The 23,905-nt window shown below is 40.9% G+C and carries 21 protein-coding genes and 1 tRNA gene; 5 read left to right on the top strand and 17 right to left on the bottom strand.

The features are described from left to right. Window positions 1-20: 20 nt before the first annotated feature. Together AC3WTB_RS05070 and AC3WTB_RS05075 are read right to left on the bottom strand one after the other, a co-directional pair. Window positions 21-2,924 (bottom strand): 5'-nucleotidase C-terminal domain-containing protein, encoded by a 2,904-nt coding sequence (locus AC3WTB_RS05070; RefSeq protein WP_492333417.1) that lies wholly within the window; start codon window positions 2,922-2,924, stop codon window positions 21-23. 87 nt (window positions 2,925-3,011) lie between these two features. Then, on the bottom strand, window positions 3,012-6,392 hold the full coding sequence (locus AC3WTB_RS05075; protein WP_492333418.1) for a CheR family methyltransferase: 3,381 nt from the start codon (window positions 6,390-6,392) through the stop codon (window positions 3,012-3,014). 144 nt (window positions 6,393-6,536) lie between these two features. On the opposite strand from AC3WTB_RS05075, the gene AC3WTB_RS05080 reads away from it, so the two are divergent. Continuing rightward, on the top strand, window positions 6,537-7,181 hold the full coding sequence (locus AC3WTB_RS05080) for a spore coat protein (protein WP_041089559.1): 645 nt from the start codon (window positions 6,537-6,539) through the stop codon (window positions 7,179-7,181). 26 nt (window positions 7,182-7,207) lie between these two features. Here the strand turns inward: AC3WTB_RS05080 and AC3WTB_RS05085 are convergent, their stop codons facing one another. Together AC3WTB_RS05085 and AC3WTB_RS05090 are read right to left on the bottom strand one after the other, a co-directional pair. Then, window positions 7,208-8,083, bottom strand: a complete 876-nt coding sequence (locus AC3WTB_RS05085; RefSeq protein ID WP_492333438.1) for a hypothetical protein — start codon at window positions 8,081-8,083, stop codon at window positions 7,208-7,210. Window positions 8,084-8,239: 156 nt separating this feature from the next. Continuing rightward, entirely contained in the window at window positions 8,240-8,746 is a 507-nt protein-coding gene (locus AC3WTB_RS05090; RefSeq protein WP_268474868.1) for a YhcN/YlaJ family sporulation lipoprotein, read from the bottom strand. Window positions 8,747-8,897: 151 nt separating this feature from the next. Between AC3WTB_RS05090 and AC3WTB_RS05095 the strand changes: the two genes are divergently transcribed. Further along, window positions 8,898-9,296, top strand: coding sequence for a spore coat protein (locus tag AC3WTB_RS05095; protein ID WP_492333419.1), 399 nt, complete (start codon window positions 8,898-8,900; stop codon window positions 9,294-9,296). A gap of 34 nt (window positions 9,297-9,330) precedes the next feature. Here AC3WTB_RS05095 and AC3WTB_RS05100 read toward each other — a convergent pair whose 3' ends face one another. Beyond that, window positions 9,331-9,711, bottom strand: coding sequence for a hypothetical protein (locus tag AC3WTB_RS05100; RefSeq protein WP_058838763.1), 381 nt, complete (start codon window positions 9,709-9,711; stop codon window positions 9,331-9,333). 97 nt (window positions 9,712-9,808) lie between these two features. Between AC3WTB_RS05100 and AC3WTB_RS05105 the strand changes: the two genes are divergently transcribed. Then, window positions 9,809-10,900, top strand: a complete 1,092-nt coding sequence (locus tag AC3WTB_RS05105; RefSeq protein ID WP_260775600.1) for a diguanylate cyclase — start codon at window positions 9,809-9,811, stop codon at window positions 10,898-10,900. A gap of 211 nt (window positions 10,901-11,111) precedes the next feature. After that, window positions 11,112-11,312, top strand: coding sequence for a cold shock-like protein CspB (gene cspB / locus AC3WTB_RS05110; RefSeq protein WP_008349061.1), 201 nt, complete (start codon window positions 11,112-11,114; stop codon window positions 11,310-11,312). 113 nt (window positions 11,313-11,425) lie between these two features. On the opposite strand, the gene AC3WTB_RS05115 is transcribed toward cspB, so the two are convergent. From AC3WTB_RS05115 to queG, 10 genes are all read right to left on the bottom strand, one after another. Continuing rightward, window positions 11,426-11,785 carry a hypothetical protein gene (locus tag AC3WTB_RS05115; protein WP_058838761.1) on the bottom strand — a complete coding sequence of 120 codons (360 nt, stop codon included), beginning with the start codon at window positions 11,783-11,785 and terminating at the stop codon, window positions 11,426-11,428. 13 nt (window positions 11,786-11,798) lie between these two features. Then, on the bottom strand, window positions 11,799-12,323 hold the full coding sequence (locus AC3WTB_RS05120) for an NAD(P)H-dependent oxidoreductase (protein ID WP_024425322.1): 525 nt from the start codon (window positions 12,321-12,323) through the stop codon (window positions 11,799-11,801). A gap of 17 nt (window positions 12,324-12,340) precedes the next feature. After that, entirely contained in the window at window positions 12,341-13,960 is a 1,620-nt protein-coding gene (locus tag AC3WTB_RS05125) for a DHA2 family efflux MFS transporter permease subunit (RefSeq protein WP_492333420.1), read from the bottom strand. A 39-nt stretch (window positions 13,961-13,999) separates the two neighbouring features. Then, a complete protein-coding gene (locus AC3WTB_RS05130) occupies window positions 14,000-14,632 on the bottom strand; it encodes a biotin/lipoyl-containing protein (RefSeq protein ID WP_039177397.1) in 633 nt (210 codons plus the stop codon). A 364-nt stretch (window positions 14,633-14,996) separates the two neighbouring features. Continuing rightward, window positions 14,997-16,160, bottom strand: coding sequence for a sporulation protein YhbH (gene yhbH, locus AC3WTB_RS05135; protein WP_034282299.1), 1,164 nt, complete (start codon window positions 16,158-16,160; stop codon window positions 14,997-14,999). A gap of 126 nt (window positions 16,161-16,286) precedes the next feature. Next, entirely contained in the window at window positions 16,287-18,182 is a 1,896-nt protein-coding gene (locus tag AC3WTB_RS05140; RefSeq protein WP_024425326.1) for a PrkA family serine protein kinase, read from the bottom strand. A 577-nt stretch (window positions 18,183-18,759) separates the two neighbouring features. Continuing rightward, window positions 18,760-19,467 carry a YrpD family protein gene (locus AC3WTB_RS05145; RefSeq protein WP_039177393.1) on the bottom strand — a complete coding sequence of 236 codons (708 nt, stop codon included), beginning with the start codon at window positions 19,465-19,467 and terminating at the stop codon, window positions 18,760-18,762. 172 nt (window positions 19,468-19,639) lie between these two features. Continuing rightward, window positions 19,640-20,113 (bottom strand): tRNA (uridine(34)/cytosine(34)/5-carboxymethylaminomethyluridine(34)-2'-O)-methyltransferase TrmL, encoded by a 474-nt coding sequence (gene trmL, locus AC3WTB_RS05150; protein ID WP_034282301.1) that lies wholly within the window; start codon window positions 20,111-20,113, stop codon window positions 19,640-19,642. Between the two features lie 43 nt (window positions 20,114-20,156). Next, window positions 20,157-21,059, bottom strand: a complete 903-nt coding sequence (locus tag AC3WTB_RS05155) for an amidase domain-containing protein (protein ID WP_251220729.1) — start codon at window positions 21,057-21,059, stop codon at window positions 20,157-20,159. 61 nt (window positions 21,060-21,120) lie between these two features. Further along, window positions 21,121-22,269, bottom strand: coding sequence for a tRNA epoxyqueuosine(34) reductase QueG (gene queG, locus AC3WTB_RS05160; protein WP_492333439.1), 1,149 nt, complete (start codon window positions 22,267-22,269; stop codon window positions 21,121-21,123). Window positions 22,270-22,352: 83 nt separating this feature from the next. Here queG and AC3WTB_RS05165 point away from each other — a divergent pair, with 83 nt between their 5' ends. After that, window positions 22,353-22,949, top strand: coding sequence for a hypothetical protein (locus AC3WTB_RS05165; protein WP_260775584.1), 597 nt, complete (start codon window positions 22,353-22,355; stop codon window positions 22,947-22,949). A 98-nt stretch (window positions 22,950-23,047) separates the two neighbouring features. Here AC3WTB_RS05165 and AC3WTB_RS05170 read toward each other — a convergent pair. Beyond that, window positions 23,048-23,121 (bottom strand) — tRNA-Gly (locus AC3WTB_RS05170). Between the two features lie 127 nt (window positions 23,122-23,248). Then, window positions 23,249-23,905 carry a YgaN family protein gene (locus AC3WTB_RS05175; protein WP_410558986.1) on the bottom strand — a complete coding sequence of 219 codons (657 nt, stop codon included), beginning with the start codon at window positions 23,903-23,905 and terminating at the stop codon, window positions 23,249-23,251.

Here is a 23,905-nt window from a genome sequence, read left to right on the forward strand (position 1 = left end):
TCTCTTAGATGATACGGTCTTTAGCTTGCTGCTTTTTCTTCTTGTTTTGCTTTTTGAATGCGTCCCTCTTTTTGATACACAATGGAAGCTCCTTCAAAGCTCTTCACAAAAGCGACAGTAGCTTCTAAATCCTCTGGACCTGTTTCAGGATTTTTCCCCAGCCTTCCTATCGGTTCATATTTACTGCCAGTTGCAGTTGCCATAAAATTATTCACCGTGAGTGTATAAGTTTGATCGAGCTCAACGGCTGAACCATCTGGAAGCTTTAAGTCGACTACTTTATATGTTACCGGATCATAGGAATATGAAAAGCCCGAAATGCTATAATCTGGTCCAAATTGAGGAGAAATTTGCGCTTCAATGATCTCAGCCAAGTCTTTCCCCTTAATCTCAAGTTTAACTAAAACGTTGCCAAAGGGCTGAATATTAAACAGATCTCCCCACGTTATCGGCCCTTTTTCAAGGTTTTGCCTGATCCCGCCGCCATTCATCATGGCAAAATCACTTTTCATAGAATATCTCATACCATCGGCAATCAAATTACCGAGCGGCGTGTCTCCATCATTTGAATAGCCGCCTTCCATTTTGACACCAGCTTCACCAACTACCTCACTAATAATTGGCTCTACTTCTTTCCCGTAATGAGCCAAGATGCCGGCTGCTTCCTTGTCCTTTTCAATACCAGACTGGTCTACATACTGAATATTTGCACTCTTTTTGACAATATTCTTTGTTTTGCGGTCAAGTGTTACATTGACTTCGCCAATGGCCTTCCCATATTCAAAGGCTTGAACAATTAATTTCCCATTGACCTCTCCGTTTACGACTTCGTGATTATGCCCTGCAAAGATGACATCAATTTCATCATCGCCTTCTTTGGCAAGCTTCGCACTCTCTCCAGTGATGGTATCTCCATTTTGCGAGGCTGTCATATGAGCTAAAACCGCAATGGCTTTGATCCCTTTTTGTTTTAATTCCTTCGCGGCTTCATTTACCGCTTTAACTTCATCTGTAAACTGAATGTCTTTAATCCCTTCTGGCATGACCATTCCTGCGGCTGACTTTGTCACAACACCGATAAATGCTACAGGGATTCCTTCGACATCCATGATTTCATAAGCAGGTAAAAGTGGCTTACCTGTATCCTTGTATTCACAGTTTGCACAAACGAGCGGAAAATTCTGCCCGTCATATCCCTTTGTGCCTTTCGGATGATCTCCGCCATTTATGATACGTAATAGCTCGTCCACCCCTTCATCAAATTCATGGTTGCCGACCGTGCCAACATCAAAGCCAATGTTCTCCATGAGTTCAACCGTTGGTTCATCTTGCAGAAGAGAAGATATCGGAGAGCTGCCGCCAATCATATCTCCAGCATGGACTGTGATCGTATTTTTGTTAGCTGCTTGTTTTTGTTTCATATAAGCCGCCACATAATCCATCCGTCCGTACGTTCCTTTATTGCCATCACCTTTCAGATCCAGTTCGTATTGTTGATCAATTTTCCCGTGTAAATCATTCATGCTTAAAATGGTTAATGGGACTTCCCCAGTTCCTTCTGCCGGCTGATAGCCAGCCTGTTCTGCTTCTTCTTTCGAAGCAAAAAAGATGCGTTTATCTACAGCGATTTCTTTCCAGCTGTCAGGCGATACGTACGTTTTCGCTGATGAATCACCGACGTAGCGTGTCAGTCCTTTTTTCTGTTCACGTGCTCTAAATTCAAACGGCTGTTCCAGCAGCGGATCTGCTTCATTCCAAATGCCAAGCCCTTTTTCTTTCGCCTCTTTGACAGCTTTTTGGAACGTCTGATAGTCCTTTTCATCTCCAACCGGCCAGATGAAATACGTAGGAGCATATCCTTTTTTCACAAGCTCTAAATTCGTATTGACCCCTTTTTTGGTTTTCACTTGAGCTAAAAGACGTCCATAGCCGTCCTTCGCTTCTGGACCAATCTTTAATGTGACTTTATCTCCGCTTGAAAGAAGTGTGTTTAAATAGTCCGCCGCCTTCTGTCCAAAACGCAGCTGGTTTTGATCTAATTCATTTTTTGGCTTATGGTACGTTTCCGGCGTGTCCATATTCACAAAGCGCACCTTTGTTGTACCAAGCACAGGCTTCTTTAAATGAATCGTATCTCCATCCACCACCCGGTCAACCGTTGCCTCGTATTCTTTCTTGATTTTTGGCGGCTTTGGCTGGCGTTTCAGCAGGCTGACATCACCCTTGTGTCGTGGAAGCACCTGCAGCGAATCATACCTGCTTAACACTCCTGTAAACTCATACCATTTCCCTTTCTTCACTTCATCAATGGCACTTGTATCCACCATCACTCTAAGGGTGGTGCTGTGATATTTTTTATCAATGATCACGACATTGTATCCACCGCCAGTCGGCTGCTCTGGTTTTGATTCAACATAGCCTTTGACCTTCACAAGTTTTCCTTCATGTTTACGTGCTTGATCCGTTTCTAGTTGTTTCACGGAGACTCGCTTCGGCTTTGGCAAGGTTTGATTCATACCATCGATCTTCAGGCGGTCTCGATCCGGCACAATTTCAATCAGTCCTTTATAAGACGTGATCTTCCCCGATACTGTCACCTTCATGCCCGCTTTTAGTTCTGGGAAGTTGTCAGGCTGTGCTGAATATATATTGATTCCAGCTGATTTGTCTTGAATGTACGTTGACAGTTTCCCATTGCCTATAGCCGATTGATCTGCTGTCACAATTCCGCTCACTGTCACTGTCTCTCCGATTAGCTGACGGGCTTTTTTGATTTTCATTGGCTTCTTTTGGTTCCATACCGTTTCCTTCTTTTCAGACGCACTGGCTTGTTCTGCTGTGATCATGCCAGGCAGTAAGGATTGCAGACTAAAGATCACCAAAACCAAACAGCAGATCATTCGAATGGATCGAACACGTTTCATTAAACCTCTCCCCTTCCGAGCTTTATCTCTCATAGTGTACTAAGTAAATATTGATGGTAGATGGATTTCTTGTAAATCTTATGTCTGCTAGCTCATTGGAAACGTAATAATCACCCGTGTCCCCTCGAAGCTTTTGCTTTCAAAACGAATGCTGCCGCCATGGCTTTCAATGATTTTAATCGTCATCATTAAACCAAGGCCAGTCCCTTTTTCTTTCGTTGTATAAAAAGGTTCACCCAGTTTCCCTATTTCGTCTTCTGGTATGCCCTTACCTTGGTCTTCAAAGATCAGCATCATCTGATTATGTTCCAATACGGATGTGACCTGAATGACACCTGTCACCCCATCCATCGCTTCAATACCGTTTTTAAGAATGTTTAAGAAGACTTGTTTCAGTTCATTCGGTATACCTTGAATGTTTGGCAGCGACGGAGACAAATTCTTTTGAATAGACACGCCTTTTAAAACCGCTTGTGATTCAATGACCATGATCACTTCTTCGAGCAGAAGATTGACTTGTACCGGCTCAAATTTCACCGATTTGCTTCTAGAGAGCACAAGGAATTCATTAATAATGGCTTCAAGCCGATTAAATTCAGACATCATCACATCTGCATAATCCTTCTGATATTTCTTACTTTGAATCATCAGCTGTAAAAATCCCTTTAACGACGTCAGCGGGTTCCTTATCTCATGGGCGATGCCGGCTGCAAGCTGACCTACTGCGGACAGCATCTCTGACTTCATTAGCATCTTCTCTGACTGCTTTTGATTCGTAATATCCTCTGAAATCCGCATCACGGTAGACTGCATTTTGTCAGGATCATCAATTCGATGTAAAGAGACCCTCTCCCATCGTTCACGACCTGATAAATCCTGAAAGTACAGCTCACCTGTCCAGCTGCCTTCTTTTAAACAAACGTCCCATTGCTTTTCTAAATCATCACATTGACACAGAGAATGGTAGACAGAAAAGATATCTTTGCCGATCAGGTCATATTCATGCTGCTGCACAAACTGGCAAAAACGCTGATTCACGCATTGGATGACCCCTTCCTCAGTTGCAACAACAATATGGATATGGCTATTATCCAGTGCTGTTACCGCTAGATGAAGTGACTGTTTGATTTTTGTCATTTCCGTCATTTTAATCCACGTCATCACCGCTCCCTCATGATCTTGGTCAAGGATAGGTGTGATGTGAACGTTGAATTGTTCTCCTTCATTCGTTTCAATTTCTCGTTCGATGACGCGCTTATCCGAGATAACGGATTGTATGTCATGATAGAGCGTTTCCTGCGTAAGTTTCTTAGCCATCGACTGAAAGGATTGCTGGTGCCTTATTTGAGCTGAAGTAAATAAAGAGGCAGCTGTAGGAGTGTAGTAGCGAATATTCATGTCTCGGTCCACAAACAACGTCGTAAGCTCCGGCTTGACAGAAGGTCTATACAGTTCTTCCCTTGTTACCCTTAAGTTGTTTATGATATTAATAAAATGATCGTGTTTTTTCTCAAGCTCCGCTATTTGCGTGTTTTTCGCTTTTAATTGAGCCCTTGCCTCCTGCTCTTTTTGTTTGACTTCATTTAGTTCATTTTCTAAGTCGACAATACGCTGTTGATAGACTGAATTCTGATCTGACATCCCATTTTCCCTGCTGTTCTTTTGATTTTTTCCTCTCTCATTCATTCGAATAAGAATGACGTATACTCCTTTAAAACGGCGATCAAAACTCTTTACAGTAAAATCCGCATACTGCTTTTTTCCTTTTTCCGAAATGAGAACATGCTGAAACACAACCTCTGTCTCGTCAGTCCATACCTTTTGAAAGGTTTGACTTAACATCTCTTTCAAATATTTAGGTGTCACATATTCGCATGATTGATCTGACACTTCTACATGGTCTAAGAAAGAATAGGCCCCATTTGACATTGCCAGGATCTTGTTACAATCATTAATGACTATACATGCATCATAATCCTCGCTTACATCCTTCATATATTGTGCAGCTCGTTTTTTCAACTCGACATCACGAGCGTCATGTACCCAAGGGACACTAGGTGCAGGAACGTTGGAATGGGTGTAAATGTTCCACTTCTCATTGAACAATTGAAACAATCGAGGGATATTGGGGACAGTTTCATTTGGCCCTAAAATCAACACCCCTTGATCTTTTAAAGCATATTGGAATCGGGATAATACTCGTTTTTGCACTTCTGGCTCAAAGTACATCAGAACATTTCGGCAACTGATAAAATCGAGGTGGATAAAAGGTGAATCAATCAATAAATTGTGAGGAGCAAAAACAATATGTTTCCTAAGCGACTGCTTCACAATAAAAGCGTCACCTTTCTTTTCGAAATATCGCGCCCGCCATTTTTCCGGTATGCTTGCCATAGATTCTCTCGAATAAAGACCTTTACTAGCTATTTGAATGGCTTTTCGGTTGATATCTGTCGCAAAGACTTGAAGTTCAATGGACACATCTCTTCGCTTCATTTCTTCTAAAAATAAAATTGTAAAAGAATAAGCTTCTTCCCCTGTCGAACATCCCGCAACCCAAATTCGGCATCGAGATTTCCCGTTGTTCATCGAATGGTCAATGATTGACGGTATTACCTTCTGTTCACATACTCGAAAAGCCTCCATATCTCTAAAGAAAGTAGTCGTGCCGCTTAGGAGCTGAGCGTGCAGGCGGTCAAGCTCATCTGGTTCTCTTTCTAATAAACGATCGTACTCTGATAATAATGACATCGGCTCGTTTGCAGTGCGCATACGCTTTTGAATGACAGAAAGCAGCCTTTTCTTTTCATAGGCTGAAAAGGCAATCCCTTTATACATTTCAAGACGTTCAATGATTCTTAGTAAAGCTGGATCCATCTCATCAGCATGCGGAACATTGATGATATTGGCCATATATGCCGCAAGAGTGGATGGATTTTTGAATGTGTGATGATACATACTGTCAAAACCACTCTCTACCTCACTGCACGATAAGGCTGTTCCGCCTTGCTCAACCAACTGAAGCAACCCACTCCCCACACAATGACCTTTTTGAAAAAAGATCGCAAACGCCTCTTCCTTTTGAACACTGGCAAGTGACTTAAAAAGCGAGTTGACAGAGCATGCCTTGTTTGTTGGCAGCTGCTCAGATACATGAAGCCGGTGATCTTCCGTTAACGTCACAGCTGCATGCTGCGGACAAAAATAGATCGTCTTTTTCATGACTTTCTCACCATGTTTAATCGTTTTTGCCCGGTAGCCAATCGGTAAAACAAGTGCTTCCAAATCTGTTATACAATCGCCTGTCACATGATTTTGCACAACAATAAAAGAGGCATTTAAATCATGTGGTAATGATTGAAAAAAAGCCTCAAGATGATGCTGTTCAAACGGCGAAACACCGATGCCGATCACTGGTGTCTGCACATGTTCGTCTTCTATCAAACGATTAATGATTTTGTCCTGCATCTGGTACCCCCATGTTCATTCGTCTGATACTTTTTTTCGACAAAAAGAAAGAAAACCCTCTAATTGTAAATAATGTTTTTTGCATGAAAACGTGAAAACATCCTCACATTAAAACAGAGTGTATAAACAGAAGGAGGAATCTCAATGCAAAACGATCAGCAGCCAATGTTTCAAGGAAGCGCTCAGCAGCCTGAGCTCAACCATGGCGGGCATGAGTTATTCGATTTACATGAAATTTTAGCCGGTACGATTAATATTTTGGATCAATATATGATCTTGCGGCAATTTATTCAAGATCCTGCATTATCCGACATCCTGGATCGACAATATCAATTCGTTTTATCCCAGTACAATGTCACTGTAGATTGTTTTTCTACAGGCCAAAAGCCTAGTGAAGAAACCGCTACTTATATGATGAAAGAACACACTCAAGTGACATACGGAATCAAACCTTCTCAGCCGAAGAAGCCGAACCAGTCATTACAGGATGTAAAAGACTTAGGCATCACAGGACATATGCTCAGCCTAGTCAAATCACATGCTGGGTTACTTTCAATGTCAGCATTAGAAGTAACAAACCCTGTTGTCAGACGTGTGCTTGCTGCGCAGATTCCGAACTTTATCGAAATGGCGTATGAAATTTTCTTGTATCAAAACAAGCATGGCTACTATCAAGTTCCTCAGCTTTCCAAACAAGACATGACAGCCATGACGTCAGCTTTTGCACCGCTTCAGGGGCAGGTTCAAATGCCTCCTAGCAAGGCCGATCAACAAAAGCCTCTTCATTAAGAAAAACGGCTGACCCCCTTCTTTGGTCAGCCGTTTTTTCTTTGGTACATGACTTTAAACTGTTCTTCAAAATCTGTGAGCCTCTTCCCCGTCGCCTGTTCAAAGCCGCTAGCAAATTGGCCAGTTTTCGCAGTTTCCTCTATGATTTCATGTATGACGTCTCGTCCGCAAAGCTGCACCAGCTCATAGATCATATAATAGCTTTGTAAATAGACATCTGTCTCATACGTCACACGGGAATTCTGCCAGTCTTGATCAGAATGAAGAGATTGAAAAGGAACCACGTCGAAGCGTTCAGAAGTAGCATTTAACACGTCATAGGCCGTCCATTCTGCTATTCCTTCGTGGAACCAAAGCGGAAACATTCCTGGAGACACTTCATATGAATGGACCTTTTCATAGAAAACAAAATGAGCATACTCATGAATAAACAACGTATTGAAAAAGTATAAAGGCAGTGTCTCTTTCTTCAATAATGCTTCCCGTTTATCTGGATATAAGCCAATCATTTGATCATGATCAGAGTAAAATCCGGTAATATGCTTGATCCCCGCCATTTGTTCGATCGACTCTTTATCATCAAAATAGATAACGTCTAAAGGTCTGTCAGCTTCAAATTGAAACACTGACGCTGTCCTCTTCTTTGCCTGTTTCAAAGCCTCTATTGTCAGATCAACAAAAGCTTCCTCTTCCTCTGCATAGTAGATTCGAATATGTTCATAGACTTGCTTATTGAGTCCCTCCGTTATAATCGTTTTAGGAGAAGACTGCTGCTCTAAATATTGTCCTGTCAGCTGAAACGCAACATAAATCAAGTACGCGGTGAAAGCATAAAAAATCAGACCTGCTGCAATCATTCCGCCTACAAGTTTTTTATGAATCAATGACGGCTTGGCTTTCATTTGCTCCCCACCTGAATTCATCCTGCACCCTCTTTCTCTTTCTATGAAGAAACAAAGATCAACAAGAGGTGATATATTTTTTACTTTATGCAGTCAGGTGCGCGAGGTGCGGTTCCAAACAAAAAAGCCGCATATGACATACGGCTTTTGTCGTAGCTATTTTGATTCAGGGAAGACTCGTCTAACCGTTTCAGTAAATTCATCGAAAAATCCTGAAATTGGCTCTCCGCTTCTAATACGTTTTCCGTAACCTTGCATACGATCGACAAAGTCTGGATTAGCAGATACATACACGTTGTCGATTTGTTGATCCGTTGATTTGACTTTATCTGAAATTTTCTTTTTCAGATCGTCCGTCACATCACCGCTTTTATTGCCTTCAAGCACAACGGCTACAAATGCATTTTTTCCAGTAACAAGCACGTTCGCTGTTTTCACTTCAGACATATTCGCAACAAGCTCTGACGCCTTATCTGCCACTTTGACCTTCTGAGGTGTTTGAACATCTGGCTGATCCTGTCTCATGTTGTCATTCTTATATGTGACATTTTCATATTGCCTTTTCATTGTTCCTCTACGCTCATCGCCTTGATTGTTCATTCCACACCCAGCGGTGATTAATGTTGGCACGAGCAGTAAAGATAGCATCCATTTCTTATTCATCAATTATTCCCTCCTTTTGCTCATAGGTTTTTCATCCAGTCGGCTTTTTATGCACACATCCTCTGTTTTCGTAAAATGAATTCATAATTCAGCTGGGTTTGGTCATCCTAAACATGATGAAGAATCATCACGACCAAATGGAGGGATTCGTTTGTTTAAAAAAAGAAAAGGTATGAGCACTGGCGCAATGATCGCAGTATCAACAGCTATCATTGCATTATTCTCCTCAGTTTTACGAAGAAGGCTGAAAAGCATGACACAAATGAATATGTCTTCAATGATGAAAGACGCAAACCATCAGCACCAAAACTCATCTCGCCATGAGTCCCACTCACATAAAGAATCAAAAGGAACAGGTGAAGTTGGACAAATGATCAAGCAAGCATTCACAGCTGTCCAGCCAAATCAAACAAACCAGCACCAATCACCAACAAAAACCCATCAGCCAAGAGAGTCTTATGCGCAATCTCTTCACATCGATGAAAATGTGATGAATGTGATGGATGATGAATCAATCCAGCAAGTCATCAATGACATCGAGCACAAATAATAAAACAGGAGCCTTCAAAAAAAGAGGCTCCTGTTTATTCTCCAGAAAAATGTTCTTTGACCATGAGACAAAAGGAAGGTAAAAATGAGATTTCGATTGTTGTGAGGAAGTCGTCATGATGCTCTAATATCAGCAACAGCTCCTTTTCTTCCTTCCGATCTTTTTTTATCTCTACATGCTGCACTGTTTTAAAATCATATATGCCTAAAACGGATTCGGTCTTTTTTCGAACGACCTTTAAGGTAAATTCCCGCATAGCAAGCGACATGTCCACAACAAATCGCTCCTCCTGATTCTCGAACCGAAACGTCAAATCTTGATATTCAACCGGCATTTCTTTTTCAAATCCGGCATCTGGCATTTTTTCAAAAAAAGAAAGCCAGTCCGTTTGATCTGGAAAGCGTTTTCCTCGCATTTTCTTCAATTCCTCATCACTAAAATTTTTATTAATTATCCTTTTTCCCCTTTTCTTTTGCAACAAATTTTAGTAATTTTAAAAAGGTGATTCTATTTTGCTAAGAGACCTCTTTATTAATTTAACAATTCTTGTTACTTTCCATTATTTATTTATGCTTGTGTTTAAAGAGAATTTTCTAAAAAAAGAAGATACCTTGCTCAGACAAATATGCAAAGGCATGCTTTCTGGGTTACTCGGTGTCCTTTTAATGTTCTTCTCTATTAAAACAGGACCAGCGATCATCGATTTAAGACATATTCCCCTTATTTTAACGGCCTTTTATGGAGGCATCGTCCAAACAATGATTGCAGCCTTTGTTGTCATCATTGGCCGGTTATTAATTGAAGCCAACATCGCTTCTTCCATCAATATTTTTTCCATGATGTTTATCGCAGCTTCTTCTTTTTTGATTGCAGAGCGTCATATGAATCATGTTGTGAAAATGCTGTTATCCCTTACGATTGGTAATGTGATGGCCACAAGCCTGTTTATCATGGTCGTGCATGAGACATCATTTCAACTGCATTCTACTTATTGGATTTTCTCATATATTGCTGGATTGTTTAACTTTTATGTCATTGAGCATCAAACAAAAGCATATCAGCTGTTAAATTTGTATAAATTCCAAGCTCATTATGACTTTTTAACAGGTGTTTTAAATAAACGGAAGTTCGATGAGGTATTAAGTGATGCTTTTACTAAGAAGTTGAAGCAGCCTATCCATCAAATGTCCCTTATTTACCTAGACATCGATTACTTCAAAACCATTAATGATCAATATGGGCATCATGAGGGAGATATCGTTTTAAAAGAAATTGGTACAAGGCTGATTAAAAACACAAGAAGCTCTGATTATATTGGGCGGATTGGCGGTGAAGAATTCGCTGTCCTTCTACCAAACTGTACAATTGAAAAAACATGGCAGATTGCAGAACGCTTACGAAAAAAAATAGCAGATCAGCCGATTTATTTAAAAAACGGTCTGTCCATTCACACTACAGTATCAATCGGATGTGCTTATTCTCATGGAACTAGTGCAGACATTAAGCAATTACCGATTATAGCTGATCAGGAGCTCTATAAAGCGAAGGAGTCCGGCCGAAATCGAGTGAGCTTTTCAGAGAGAAAAAAAGACCATTTGACATAGGCATTTTCCTCAATTTGTTAGCGCTAATTATTTTTAAAAAAGTTTTCGTATAACAGTTGTTTTTTCCCGCAAACACTGGTAAAGTAAAGGTAATTATTTTTGTTCGTATCATCTTTAAGAAGAAAGTTTTGTAAGAGTTTTCGTCTTTGAAGTTTGTGTAAGAGCAAGAATAGTGAATTTAAGCGTTAAGATCGCTTTAGGAGGAAATTTCATGTTAGAAGGTAAAGTAAAATGGTTCAACTCTGAAAAAGGTTTCGGATTCATCGAAGTAGAAGGTCAAGACGATGTATTCGTTCACTTCTCTGCTATCCAAGGCGAAGGCTTCAAAACTTTAGAAGAAGGTCAATCAGTTTCTTTCGAAATCGTTGAAGGTAACCGTGGACCACAAGCTGCTAACGTTAACAAAGCGTAATTTAAGAGCATCTGCTCTTTTAGCACTTTATAGAGTGAAGGAAAACCGCCCGGCTTCTGCCGGCGGTTTTTTTGTTGCATAAAAAAAAGAGAACCTGATGAGAGGTTCTCTTTTTATTTATCCTTCTGCTTTAGCTTCTGTAAAGCAGAGCGATACATATCATCATTCATTTTAGTTTCTGGTTCTTCTTCTTTGACAGGTGGTTCTGGCTGTTTAAACTTTTGAAGCGCCTGTCTATAGAAATCGTCGCCAGCCGCAGCATCATCTGTTTGAGAAGGCTCTGACGCTTTTTTTTCAACTTCAGGCTCTACAGGTCTCGCAACAGCTTCTGGCTCGCTATGCGGCACGTCAGGCTGATTGGAGACATCTTCTTTGATCTCTTCCTTATCGGCCGATGCGTGTCTGACATTGAACGCTACTAATCCAATAATGACTAGAACAGCAGCTACTAACGCTACAATAATCGTCGCCAAAAGAACCCTCTCCTTATCGCTTAAATGATGCAGTGACTGATGCTACACGTCTTCCTAGTGCTTTTCCGAGTTCAATGCCTTCAGTCGAAATCAATTCATCAGAATCGATCGGACATGTCACACCAGCTCCATAGTAAGAGCCGTATAAAGCATTCTCAGGAACATTCCCAGGAAGGCCGACAACAAGCATTCCTTGGTGGAACATTGGGGTAATCAAATTATGCATTGTCATTTCTAAACCGCCGTGTGTTGTAGCAGTTGTACAGAAAACAGCACCGACTTTATCGATTAGTTTTCCTTCTGCCCATAAGTAGCCAAGACGGTCAATCCATGTCTTTAACCCAGAACTAATGGTACCAAAGTGACCAGGGCAGCCCCAAATGATCGCATCCATTTGATCAAGCTTGCGAATGTCTGCATCTTTCACGTGATCAATGAATACTTCAGCTTGCTCTGTTTCACCTGCGCCTGCTGCAATCGCTTCTGCAAGTGCTTTTGTATGGTCACCTTCACTATCGTATACAACATAAATTTTCATGTACGGTCCCTCCACACTTATCTTGCATCTTGGTTTGCTTCCTTAGGTGCTGGAAGCAATGATATTTCTTGTTTCTTATGCTGCTGTTCTTTTCGCTTTTTATCCTTACGAACATCTCGCAGGAACAAGCTGAGAATGACACCAGCCGCACAGAATAATGTCACCCACATGTAAGCATCATTGATACCCATCACGTTTGAATCGATCTGTGCTTTCGTAAAGAGCTGGGTGGATACATATTTTTGAGCAGCTTCTGCTGTCATGCCCATATGATGCATCACATTCGATACAGCCGCCTGGAATGAATTCATAAAGAACGGGTCCGCTGTATTTGTTTGATCCGCCATATTGGAATAATGGAATGTCGTCCGATTCGTATAAATCGTTGTGATCAAACTCGTACCGATGGAACCGCTAATTTGTCTCAATGTATTAGACATCGCTGTACCATGGCTGTTTAAGTGCTGTGGTAATTGGTTCATCCCTGCTGTCATAACCGGCATCATAAGAAGTGACATACCAAATGCACGTACTGCATACATGAGCACAATGTGACTATAAGAAGTATCGATGGTCAGCTTTGTAAACTCATATGTCGTGACAACGGTAATGAGCATCCCCACAATCGCAAGCGGACGAGGTCCAAATTTATCAAACAAGATCCCTGAAATCGGGGACATAATGAGCATCGCAAGTGCCCCTGGAAGCATTAATAGCCCAGATTGCAATGCCGTAAACCCAACGAGGTTTTGCAGATAAATCGGAAGTAAGAACATCCCTGTATATAAGGCAACCGTAATAATGATGTTAATGACACTTGATAATGAGAAAATGCTGTATTTAAATACGCGGAAATCAAGCATCGGATTATCAACTTTCAACTGTTGGAAAATAAAGAGAATAATCGCAATCGCACCAATAATAATCGTAGATAAGACGATCGGATCTGTCCAACCATCACTTCCTGCTTCACTCACTCCGTAAAGAAGGGAAGCAAAACCAACGATTGAAAGAATCGCACCAAGACTGTCCAGCTTGATTTTTTTAGGCTCTACAATATTTTTAAACATAAAGAAAGCCGCGATAATGACAATTGCACCGATTGGCACAAGTCCGTAAAACATAATACGCCAAGAATAATGTTCAATAATGTAACCAGATAATGTTGGTCCTACTGCAGGAGCAAACATCATCGCAAGACCGAAAATCCCCATTCCTTTCCCTCTGTTTTCCGGAGGGAAAATAAAAAGGATTGTTGTCATGACGAGCGGCTGTAAGATACCGCCGCCGACAGCCTGAATCAAACGGCCGATGAGCATTGTTGAAAAGTTTGGCGCAATACCGCAAATAAATGTACCTAGTGTAAATGAGATCATGGCCACTAGGAATAAGCTGCGCTGTCCAAAACGTGTGATTAAAAACGCAGACAACGGAATCAGCACACCGTTGACAAGCATGTAGCCTGTTGTCAGCCACTGAATCGTCGTTGCACTCACATTAAATTCTGTCATTAAATGGGGCATAGCTACGTTCAAAAGCGTTTGGTTTAAAATCGCTACGAACAAACCGGCCATTAAAATGATCAGTAAAGACAAGGAGCCTGCTCCCTGTTTTGTCGCTGCAGGTTGATTTGCCATCTCAGACAACCTCCTTTCATTTTTTGATATCAATCATCATTAAGATGAAATTTTGACAGAAGCATTCATACCTGGAAGTACTTTGTCTGATGGATTTTTAATAGAAATTTTCACTGCTACTTTTTGCGTTACTTTTGTATAGTTACCACTTGAATTTGTTGCTGGCAGCATATTGAATGTTGAGTTTGTCGCATAACCAATTTGTTCAACAGTTCCTTCAAATGTTGTATCAGGATCTCCATCTACAACGATGTCGACTTTATCGCCTTTTTCAATGTTTTTAATATCTGTTTCTTTAATATTTGCTGTGATGTAAAGCTTGCTTAAATCGATTGTTTCACCAAGAACTGTACCAGGCTGCACTTGTTGGTTGTTTTGGATTTCTTTTTTGACTAATGTGCCATCAGCCACTGCTTTAATGTTTGTTTTTGTTTGTCCTTCAACTTTTGCAACTGTGCTGTCTTTTTCCACTTCGTCACCTTCGTTGATATCCCAGCCTTTGATTTGTCCAGCTGCTGGTGCTGTGATTTGATACATGTCACCTGTCACTTTAGCCTCATCTGTTTTGACAAAGTTTGTGCTTTCGTAGTAGTAATAAGCACCTCCGGCAATAATGGCAAGAATTACAATAAGGCCAATAATGTTCGTTAGCAATAAACGCCCTCTGTTCATGTTTTGTTTCTCCTTTCATGTATAAAAATATAGTGTCATCTGCTTTAGCAAACTTAGAATGCCCATCATCTGACAGAATATGAAACAAGCTCAACAATCTGTCTTTTTCCCTTGATCTACCCCCGCCCGAAACATGGTGTGCAGCCCATTTATATTTATTGTTCAATTATGAGCAAGGAGCAGAAAAAGAAGAAAAGACGATCGGCATCTTTTTTGAAAAACTTATATTTAACAAGATTAAATATTAATAAATGAAAATTGAAATGTCAAAGAGAAAGTTTTACTTTTTTTCTGGTGATCCCTTCCTTCTCCACACAAAAAACCCTTCAGCCCTTATGCTGAAAGGTTTTTTCAAATGTGCTCGTTATGAATGAACTTCTTCCTGCTGAAAAAATTTTTTTAGTGCGAGAAAAACGTCTGATTTTTGCTTCAGAATATAATGCTTAAATTTCTCATCCTGAATATGCTTGTATGCTGACATTAACGTAGAATGCCGGTTGTATTGATTCACTTCACCATAGCAAAATAAATTGGCTTTTTTCATGATCTCAGAAACAAGTTTCACACACCGGGCGTTGTCTGATGTCAAATTGTCACCATCAGAAAAATGAAAAGGATAAATATTATACCGCGACGGCGGGTATCGTTCGTCTATGAGCTCTAGTGCCTTTCGATAGACAGACGAGCAAATGGTCCCCCCGCTCTCACCCCGCGAGAAGAAATGTTCTTCGTCTACCACCTTCGCCTCTGTATGGTGAGCAATAAATTCAATATCGACTGTCTCATACTTTGTCCGTAAGAAACGTGTCATCCAAAAGAAAAAACTTCTCGCCATATATTTTTCCCAAAGACCCATGCTTCCGCTCGTATCCATCATCGCCAAAACAACGGCTTTCGACTCTGGTTTGGTCACTTCATTCCACGTTTTATACTTGATATCCTCCGGATAGATGGGATAAAAGGAAGGGCTGCCTGTCATCGCATTTCGTTTAAATGCCGAGAGCATCGTTCGTTTTTTGTGGATATTTCCTGTTAACCCGGTTTTGCGAATATCGTTAAACTCAATTTGTTCGACAATGATGTCGTCAAGCTCCTTTTGCTTGAGGTTTGGCAGCTCCAGTTCACGAAACAGTGCTTCCTCGAGATCCATTAATGAGACTTCTGCTTCGTAATAATCCTCACCAGCTTGATCTCCAGCGCCCTGCCCTTTTCCTTGCCCTTGCTTACTGTCTGAGCCATCACGCGCAACAACATCGCCAACCTCGCTGTCTCCATCCCCTTGACCTACATGTTTATTTTTGTCGTAGTTATACCGAATTTTATATTCATCTAATGAACGGATCGGAATTTTCACAACATCTTTTCCATTCGACATGATGATGCTTTCTTCTGTGACAAGATCCGGCAAATTGTTTTTAATCGCCTCTTTGACTTTTTTCTGATGACGCTGCTGGTCGTCATAGCCTTTTCGATGGAGGGACCAGTCTTCCTGAGACACAATAAACTGACTTTTTTCTTGCCGGGACATCCATCCCCCTCCTCACCTATTTGCACAATTCTTCCTTTATCCTATGCTGCTCGTCATCCAAGTTGACGATCATTTCTAAAAAAGACATTACCGGTGCTGATGCGCCAATAATGCCTCCTTCATTTATTAACGATTCAGAAGACTGCCTACATATTTTAAAAGTTCATTTGCACTTGTTGAATTATATCCATGCTCATCAATCAATCTAGCCACTACTTCATTGACTTTCTTCAGCTGCTGTTCATCCGGTGTCTTCGTCGATGTCGTAATTTTCACCACATCTTTTAGATCGGCAAACAGCTTCTTCTGAATGGCCTCTCGCAATCTCTCATGCGAATTATAATCAAAGCGTTTTCCCTTTCTCGCATAAGCCGAAATACGAATCAGAATTTCTTCTCTAAATGCTTTTTTGGCGTTTTCAGAAATGCCGATCTGCTCCTCAATTGAACGCATGAGCTTTTCATCAGGATTCATTTCTTCACCCGTTAATGGATCACGCAGCTTGTTTTTATTGCAATAAGCCTCGACATTATCTAAGTAATTATCCATCAGCGTTTTCGCAGACTCCTCATAGGAATACACAAATGCCTTTTGCACTTCCTTCTTCGCAATGTCATCATACTCTTTTCGCGCGACTGAGATGAAATTCAAATAACGCTCCCTGTCCTCGCTGGAGATAGATGGATGCTGATCAAGCCCTTCTTTTAAGGAGCGCAGGACATCCAGTGCATTGATCGATTCCATGTTCTTTCGAATGATGGTAGATGAAATTCGGTTGATTACATAACGCGGGTCAATTCCGCTCATCCCTTCATCATGAAATTCCTTTTTCATCTCATCAATGTCGACTGACTGGAAGCCTTCGACACTTTCTCCATCATACAGACGCATTTTTTTCACCAAATCAATATCAGAACGCTTCGGCTCTTTCAATCTCGTCAAAATGGAGAACATTGCTGCTACCTTCAGCGTATGCGGGGCAATATGCACATCTGAGACATCACTTTCTGAAATCATTTTATGATAAATGCGTTCTTCTTCTGTGACCTTTAAATTATAAGGAATTGGCATCACAATAATTCTTGAATGCAAAGCCTCATTCTTTTTATTTGAAATAAATGACCGGTACTCGGTTTCATTCGTATGGGCGACGATCAATTCATCTGCACTAATTAAGGCGAATCTTCCTGCCTTAAAATTCCCTTCCTGCGTTAATGACAAGAGGTGCCATAGAAATTTCTCGTCACACTTTAACATCTCCTGAAACTCCATCATCCCTCGGTTTGCTTTATTGAGTTCTCCATCAAAGCGGTACGCACGGGGATCTGACTCTGATCCAAATTCGGCAATGGTTGAAAAATCGATGCTTCCTGTTAAATCGGCAATGTCCTGAGATTTCGGATCAGACGGACTAAAGGTACCAATGCCGGTCCGTTTATCCTCTGAGAAAAAGATCCGCTCGACCCTTACATCCTCAATTCTACCGCCATATTCCTCTTCCAGTCTCATCATGTTCAGAGGCGACAAATTCCCCTGCACACGAATCCCATATTCTCTATAGAAATCCTCCCGCAAATTTTGCGGAATAAGATGAAGCGGATCTTCATGCATAGGGCAGCCTTTGATCGCATAAACTGCGCCATGATCTGTCAGTGAATATTCTTCAAGTCCTCTTTTCAATCTAGTGACAAGCGTCGATTTCCCTCCGCTTACTGGTCCCATCAGTAATAAAATACGCTTCCTGACATCCAGCCGCTTTGCAGCAGGGTGAAAATATTCCTCCACTAATCTTTCGAGTGATTCCTCTAACCCAAACAGCTCCTGATCAAAAAATTTGTAGGTTCTGACCCCATTCTCCTCTTCAATCCCGCTGTCTTTAATCATATGATAAACGCGAGAATGAGCAGATTGAGCGACAAGTGGATTTTCCTTAATAATGTCTAAATAATCGCTGAATGTGCCTTCCCATTTGAGACGCTGCTCTTCTTCTCTGTGCTGTTCGATTTTCTTTAAAATATCCATATGAACCTCCTCTTTCAAGATTGAAGCTAGAAATCAGATACTGTTTTACAATCTATGCGGAGGCGTCCTATTACATGCTTTCGTTCTTCAAAATGACGAATTGGCAAACTGAATTGACAACCATCCGCAAGAACCTTCATAATAAAGGAAAAATAGGAGAAAAATGATTTTCTTCTCCTGCTTTTCAAGGTGAACTTCACATCATATGAAACAGGCAGCGAACGGAACAAAGGGATAAGGGGGAGCTTATATGAGAACGGTCATTATGATGGGCGTCATCATTACGTTTTTAGTATCCATTTTCACTGCTGGCTACGAAGGCAAGCCTGGGAAATGAAAAAAAGGATGTTCCATTTGCGGAACATCCTCAGATTGTTGACAAAGGGCTAAAATGATTTTGATTTTAGCCCTTTGTCTTCTTTTCAGCGTGATAGAAAACCTTTGCAGTCTAGGAAGGACGAGCATCGGAGCGGAGCGAATTTGACATTCGTGAGCACCGAAGCGCAGACCTGCGGGCGAATGCGAGGGTTTGTCTACACGCTGAGGATGTTCCATTGGCGGAACATCCTTTTTTCATTTAGTTCGTTGTTTTCAGAACTTGCATATTCACTGTATTCCCCGACACCTGAACCTTCGTAAAGTCTTGCGTATCGACTACAGGTGTGACGGCACGATTATCCAATGTGATGTCAGTAAAACGAGTAGAGAAGTTCGCACGGATGTCTTTTCGATAAATATCGTCAGTTACTGCTACCGTCGACAGTAGTTTCCACTTTGTCACAGCGCCAATGTTTGAGTTTTGAATTTCTGTAATAATGCGGCCGGTATAGCCAACATTATTTGTACCCCAGAACGTCGCTCTTGTATGCCCATTCAAATTTTTATAAATCGTCATTTGAACAGTACTTCCAGGTTTAAATCCCTTTGTATACGTAAAGTCGTTTTTTCCTTCGATATATGTCTCTTGATTATTTGCTCCTACTTTCATCGTAGGTTTCCACACATTATAGGTTGGACTGTATTGAAGCCCAATATCCGCTTCCTTTGAACCTGTGAATCCAGAATAAATATAAGCTGTACCATTTGACACACTCATTGCGGGAGGGAGCTGAATTTTTGTGACCAATATGGATCCGTTACTATTGATATAAGTACGCCCGCCAATCCCTTTTGATAGCTGCGCTGCTTCTATCTCCTGCGTCTGAGAGAGTCCTGGAATACTGACTGGAATCGTCCCCATTAAAATTGCTGAGCTGATGGCACTAGTGATCAGTAGCTTTTTCATCTCATTACTCCTCCTAATGGATTCATCATTTTTTGAAAACGTCATCACAATCTATCATACTACCTATTTTTTAACATGTCAAAAAAAGTATAATTAAGTCATATTTTTCATCTGTCTGTATCTTATCTCACATAAAAAAGCCGAGATCAGTATCTCGGCTCTTATCATGATCTTATATGAGATCGCGATATTGCTGCTGGCGAAGTGCTTCATATACAAGAATGGCTGCCGTATTCGACAGATTCAGGGAACGAACATGCTCTGTCATCGGTAAACGAAGACAACGATCCATATTCTGTTCAATCAAATCTTTTGGCAATCCACTTGTCTCTCTGCCAAAGACGAAGAAATAGTCTTCATCCAGCTGAGAGTAATCAAATGTCGTATGCGGCTTTTGACCAAATTTTGTGATATAGAAAAATTGCCCCTTCGGATGAGCCTCAAACAATTCATCAAGTGAATCATGATAGACCACATTGGCATATTTCCAATAATCGAGTCCTGCACGCTTCAGCATTTTGTCATCTGTCGAAAAACCAAGCGGACGAATCAGATGAAGGGTTGTATTTGTTGCTGCACATGTACGCGCAATATTTCCAGTATTAGCTGGAATTTCTGGTTGATATAAAACGACATGAAGTCCCAAAAAAGTTCACCTCTAATTTTCTTTTCCGCTCAACATTATACCACTAACTACCTTTCGCGGCATCGTCCAAAATGTGAAAAAACATATATCGAATAGCAGGTGTATAGGCGGTCGAATCCTCGTATGACCAATAACGCATGCGGCAGTCATACGTCTGTGCATTCACAAGAGGCATTCCGCCTTTGTCATGATCAACAACAATGGTTGTATGATTATACCTTCCATCACCTTCAAAATCGTAGCAAATGACATCTCCAATTTGAAGCTCGTGCGCTTCCTTTAGTTTCTTTGCTCTCAAACCCGCTTTCGAATTCGCTAAATAATTTTTCATCGCATGAGCCACCGTCCAGCTATAGCTCCACGTATGCGGACGCACCCACCAGCCAGACCCGCGGTTCGGATATCCTCTTGTTGGCGCATTCCCTGCTTTCAAACATTGTGAAATAAAATTTGTACAGTTATCTTCAAAATTTTTATAGGCTGGATTCCGCTTATTCCAGTATGTCTCCGCATACTGCACGGCTGCCCGCCGGTCATAGTGAAAAGCTCTGCCGAATTGTTCTTCGGTCTGAAAGCGCTCATCCATAAGCTCTTCCCTTTGCCGCTCTTCTAGCATCATCCGATCTTTGACAAGCATGTCGTTATAAAGAAATGCTTCTCTTTTTTCCACCTGTTCCTCTAAATAAAAAGAATCGTCTACATCCTTGCAGACATATGTGAGATGAGCAAGATACTGCACATGCTGAGCCCCATCATCTTGAATGGATGAATCGAGAAGTTTTGTTTTTGCTTTCGCCTTCACAATTTCAACCTGTCTTCTAGCAAAAAGCTCTTTTTTCCGCTCTACTGCTTCCACATCAGACATAAGCTGCGGCTGCTTGATTGCACGGTCATTGATTAAATACGCCAGCCTGTCTTCTAAAGTTTTCTCTAATAATTGTTTCACACAGACACCACCAAACATTTTTTAAAATCTCTGTTTGGTTCATTCTATGTTCACAGGGATGTTATTTAGTATTTAAAGGTGTCTGCAGGAGCTCAATCCCTTTCACAATCTCCTCTTTCGCTTCTTCATCACTTTCTCGCTCAAGGGCCTTTTCCAGCTCTGGGAGCTTCTGATCATCGCCAATTTTGCCAATCGCCCAAGCAGCAGTTCCCCGAATGACCGGTCTTGGGTCCTTGTGCATCAGCTCAATTAACACTGGTAAGGCAGATGTATCTTTAAAATGAGCAAGTGCCAAAATTGCATTCCGCTGAATGGGCTTTTTCCCCCGCCATGAACCTGAAACATGACCGTATTTTTCCTTAAACTCACGATTGCTGATCGTAAGAAGCGGCTTTAACAGCGGCTTCGCAATTTCAGGGTCCGGCTCCATTTCTGGATGCAGATGAAAGTCTTTTCCTTTATTAATCGGACAAACGATTTGGCACGTATCACACCCATACAATCGATTTCCTATTTTCGAACGAAATTCATCAGGTAAAAACCCTTTTGTCTGAGTTAAAAACGAAATGCATCGCTGTGAATTAAGCTGTCCTGGATTCACTAGTGCACCCGTTGGACACGAATCCACACATTTATTGCATGTTCCGCACTGGTCTTCAATTTTCTCATCCGGCTCAAACGGGACATTTGTAATCATTTCAGCCAAATACACATAAGACCCAAACTCTGGTGTGATAATCATACAGTTTTTTGCACTAAAACCAATGCCAGCACGCTCTGCTACAGCACGATCAGACAATTCTCCTGTATCCACCATTGATTTTGTCCGTATATCAACATGCTTGCTCCGCAAAAATTCTTCAAGCATATCAAGCTTTTTTTTCAGCACGACATGATAATCTGTTCCCCATGAAGCCCGGCAAAAGATTCCCCGTCTCGCATCCTTTGTACTTCGAGGAGCATCTTTCATTTTGGAAGGGTACGCGAGCGCTATCGCAACAATTGATTTGGCCTTCGGAAGCAGCAAAGAAGGGTTTGTTCGTTTTTCAATATCAGGCTCTTCAAAGCCTGACAAATACCCTAACGATTCATGTAAGATGAGGCGGTCCTTTAATGAATCAAATGTATCGGCACTTGCAAATCGAATTTTATCGACACCAATTTCTTTCGCATATTGAATCAATTCTTCTTTTAATTCTCCAACATGAATCACCTTGCAAACCTCCTTTCTTTGTTTCTTCTGTTGTTTTCAGTATAATACGAGTGTATCATGACCGATTGGAGTGAGTCACTGTGAAGATACATATGGAAATTTCTCATCCTCAAAACCCGTCTATCCATGTTGGGCAGATTGAATATTCGCATATTGAAGTTGGTACATCACCTCAAATGTTAAAAGGCCGCTTACGCCTGTTTCAAGAATCTTTATTTTTTGAATATGAAGATAAAGTATTAGAAGAAGTACCAGCCATCAAAGAATGGACGAATCTTTTAAAAGATGTTCCTTTCCTTCCACTTCTTTCTGATATCCAAAAGGAACAATTTATTGACTCGACCAATTCCGTACAGGATTTGTCGATATTTTTCTCACTAAAATATTTCTTACCCATCCTGACATTAGATGCCGATCGCATCAAAGGACCGCTTTCACTGACAAAACATGAGGCTGGTCACATCGAATGGCAGGACGGCGCAGGACTGAATGGATTATTTTCTCAAGCAAGTACAGCACATATTTCTCCAGACACAAAGAACATTCTTCAAATCATCCTTTTCCCTCCATCTATTTCCCGGGAAAAGAGTGAAGCTCTTATTCAATCCTTGACGAAGATGTTTGTACAAATACATGGCGGAGAAAGCAAATATGAACTCATTGAAAAAGCACTGTAACCTGACAGTGCTTTTTCACATTATACTGACATAATAAAAAACGCAACACTTCGTTTATCTATGAAACGAAATACTGCGTTATAAACAAAATTATGTATTGGAGCGGGTGATGAGAATCGAACTCACGACATCAGCTTGGAAGGCTGAGGTTTTACCACTAAACTACACCCGCATCAATTTTTTAAAAGCAACGTCATCGCGTTGACTTTTATTATGTTACAACTTTCTTAACAATTCGTCAAGAGAATATGAAGATTTTTCGTCAAAAAAATTCATATTCTCCGTATATATTACGATAGTTATTTATCTAGCTGGATATAAAACAAGTATGCATGTGACTTATTTTTCAGCGCTTGCTTTGGATTCTTCTCAATCTCTTCAAATATAGTTGAACCCCCGTTTTTCCCCATCGCCGCTGTATACGCAATCAGAGCCTTTTCTCCAGAAGCAACTTTGACAGTTTCAGGTTGTGCAGAAAATACATAGTCACTTACTTTGAACGGAAAGCTTGATGTCGCTTTTGTCATCCCATCATTCTTTTTATCTGACCAAATACTAAATTGTGATTCATATGTATCTTTCTCATGATGTAATTGAAGAAGTACATTCACCGTTTGGTCGGTTCCATTCTGGTGTAAAGTAAAGGTAGCAGATGATGCTTCCTTATTCACTAATCGGCCATTTTTGTAATGGCTCCCGATAAACGTAATACTCTTATTCTTCTTCGTTAATCCTTTCAGTGTTAGAGCCACCTTTTCATTAGTCGTTGCTGCTTCTAGTAAGTTTTTTTCTTTTTTTGAGAGTTTCATTTGTTCGATGGTTACTTGGTTTTTAGTGGCAGGCTCTGTTTTTATTGTCGAAACCGTCTTTTCGGTTGTCGTTGTTTCTGCAGCCTTCTCGCCGCATCCTGCTAATAGAAAAACTGTGAATAAAAGAATGCTCCATTTTTTAAACAT

The sequence above is a fragment of the Bacillus sp. EB106-04-04-XG123 genome, from assembly GCF_058791855.1.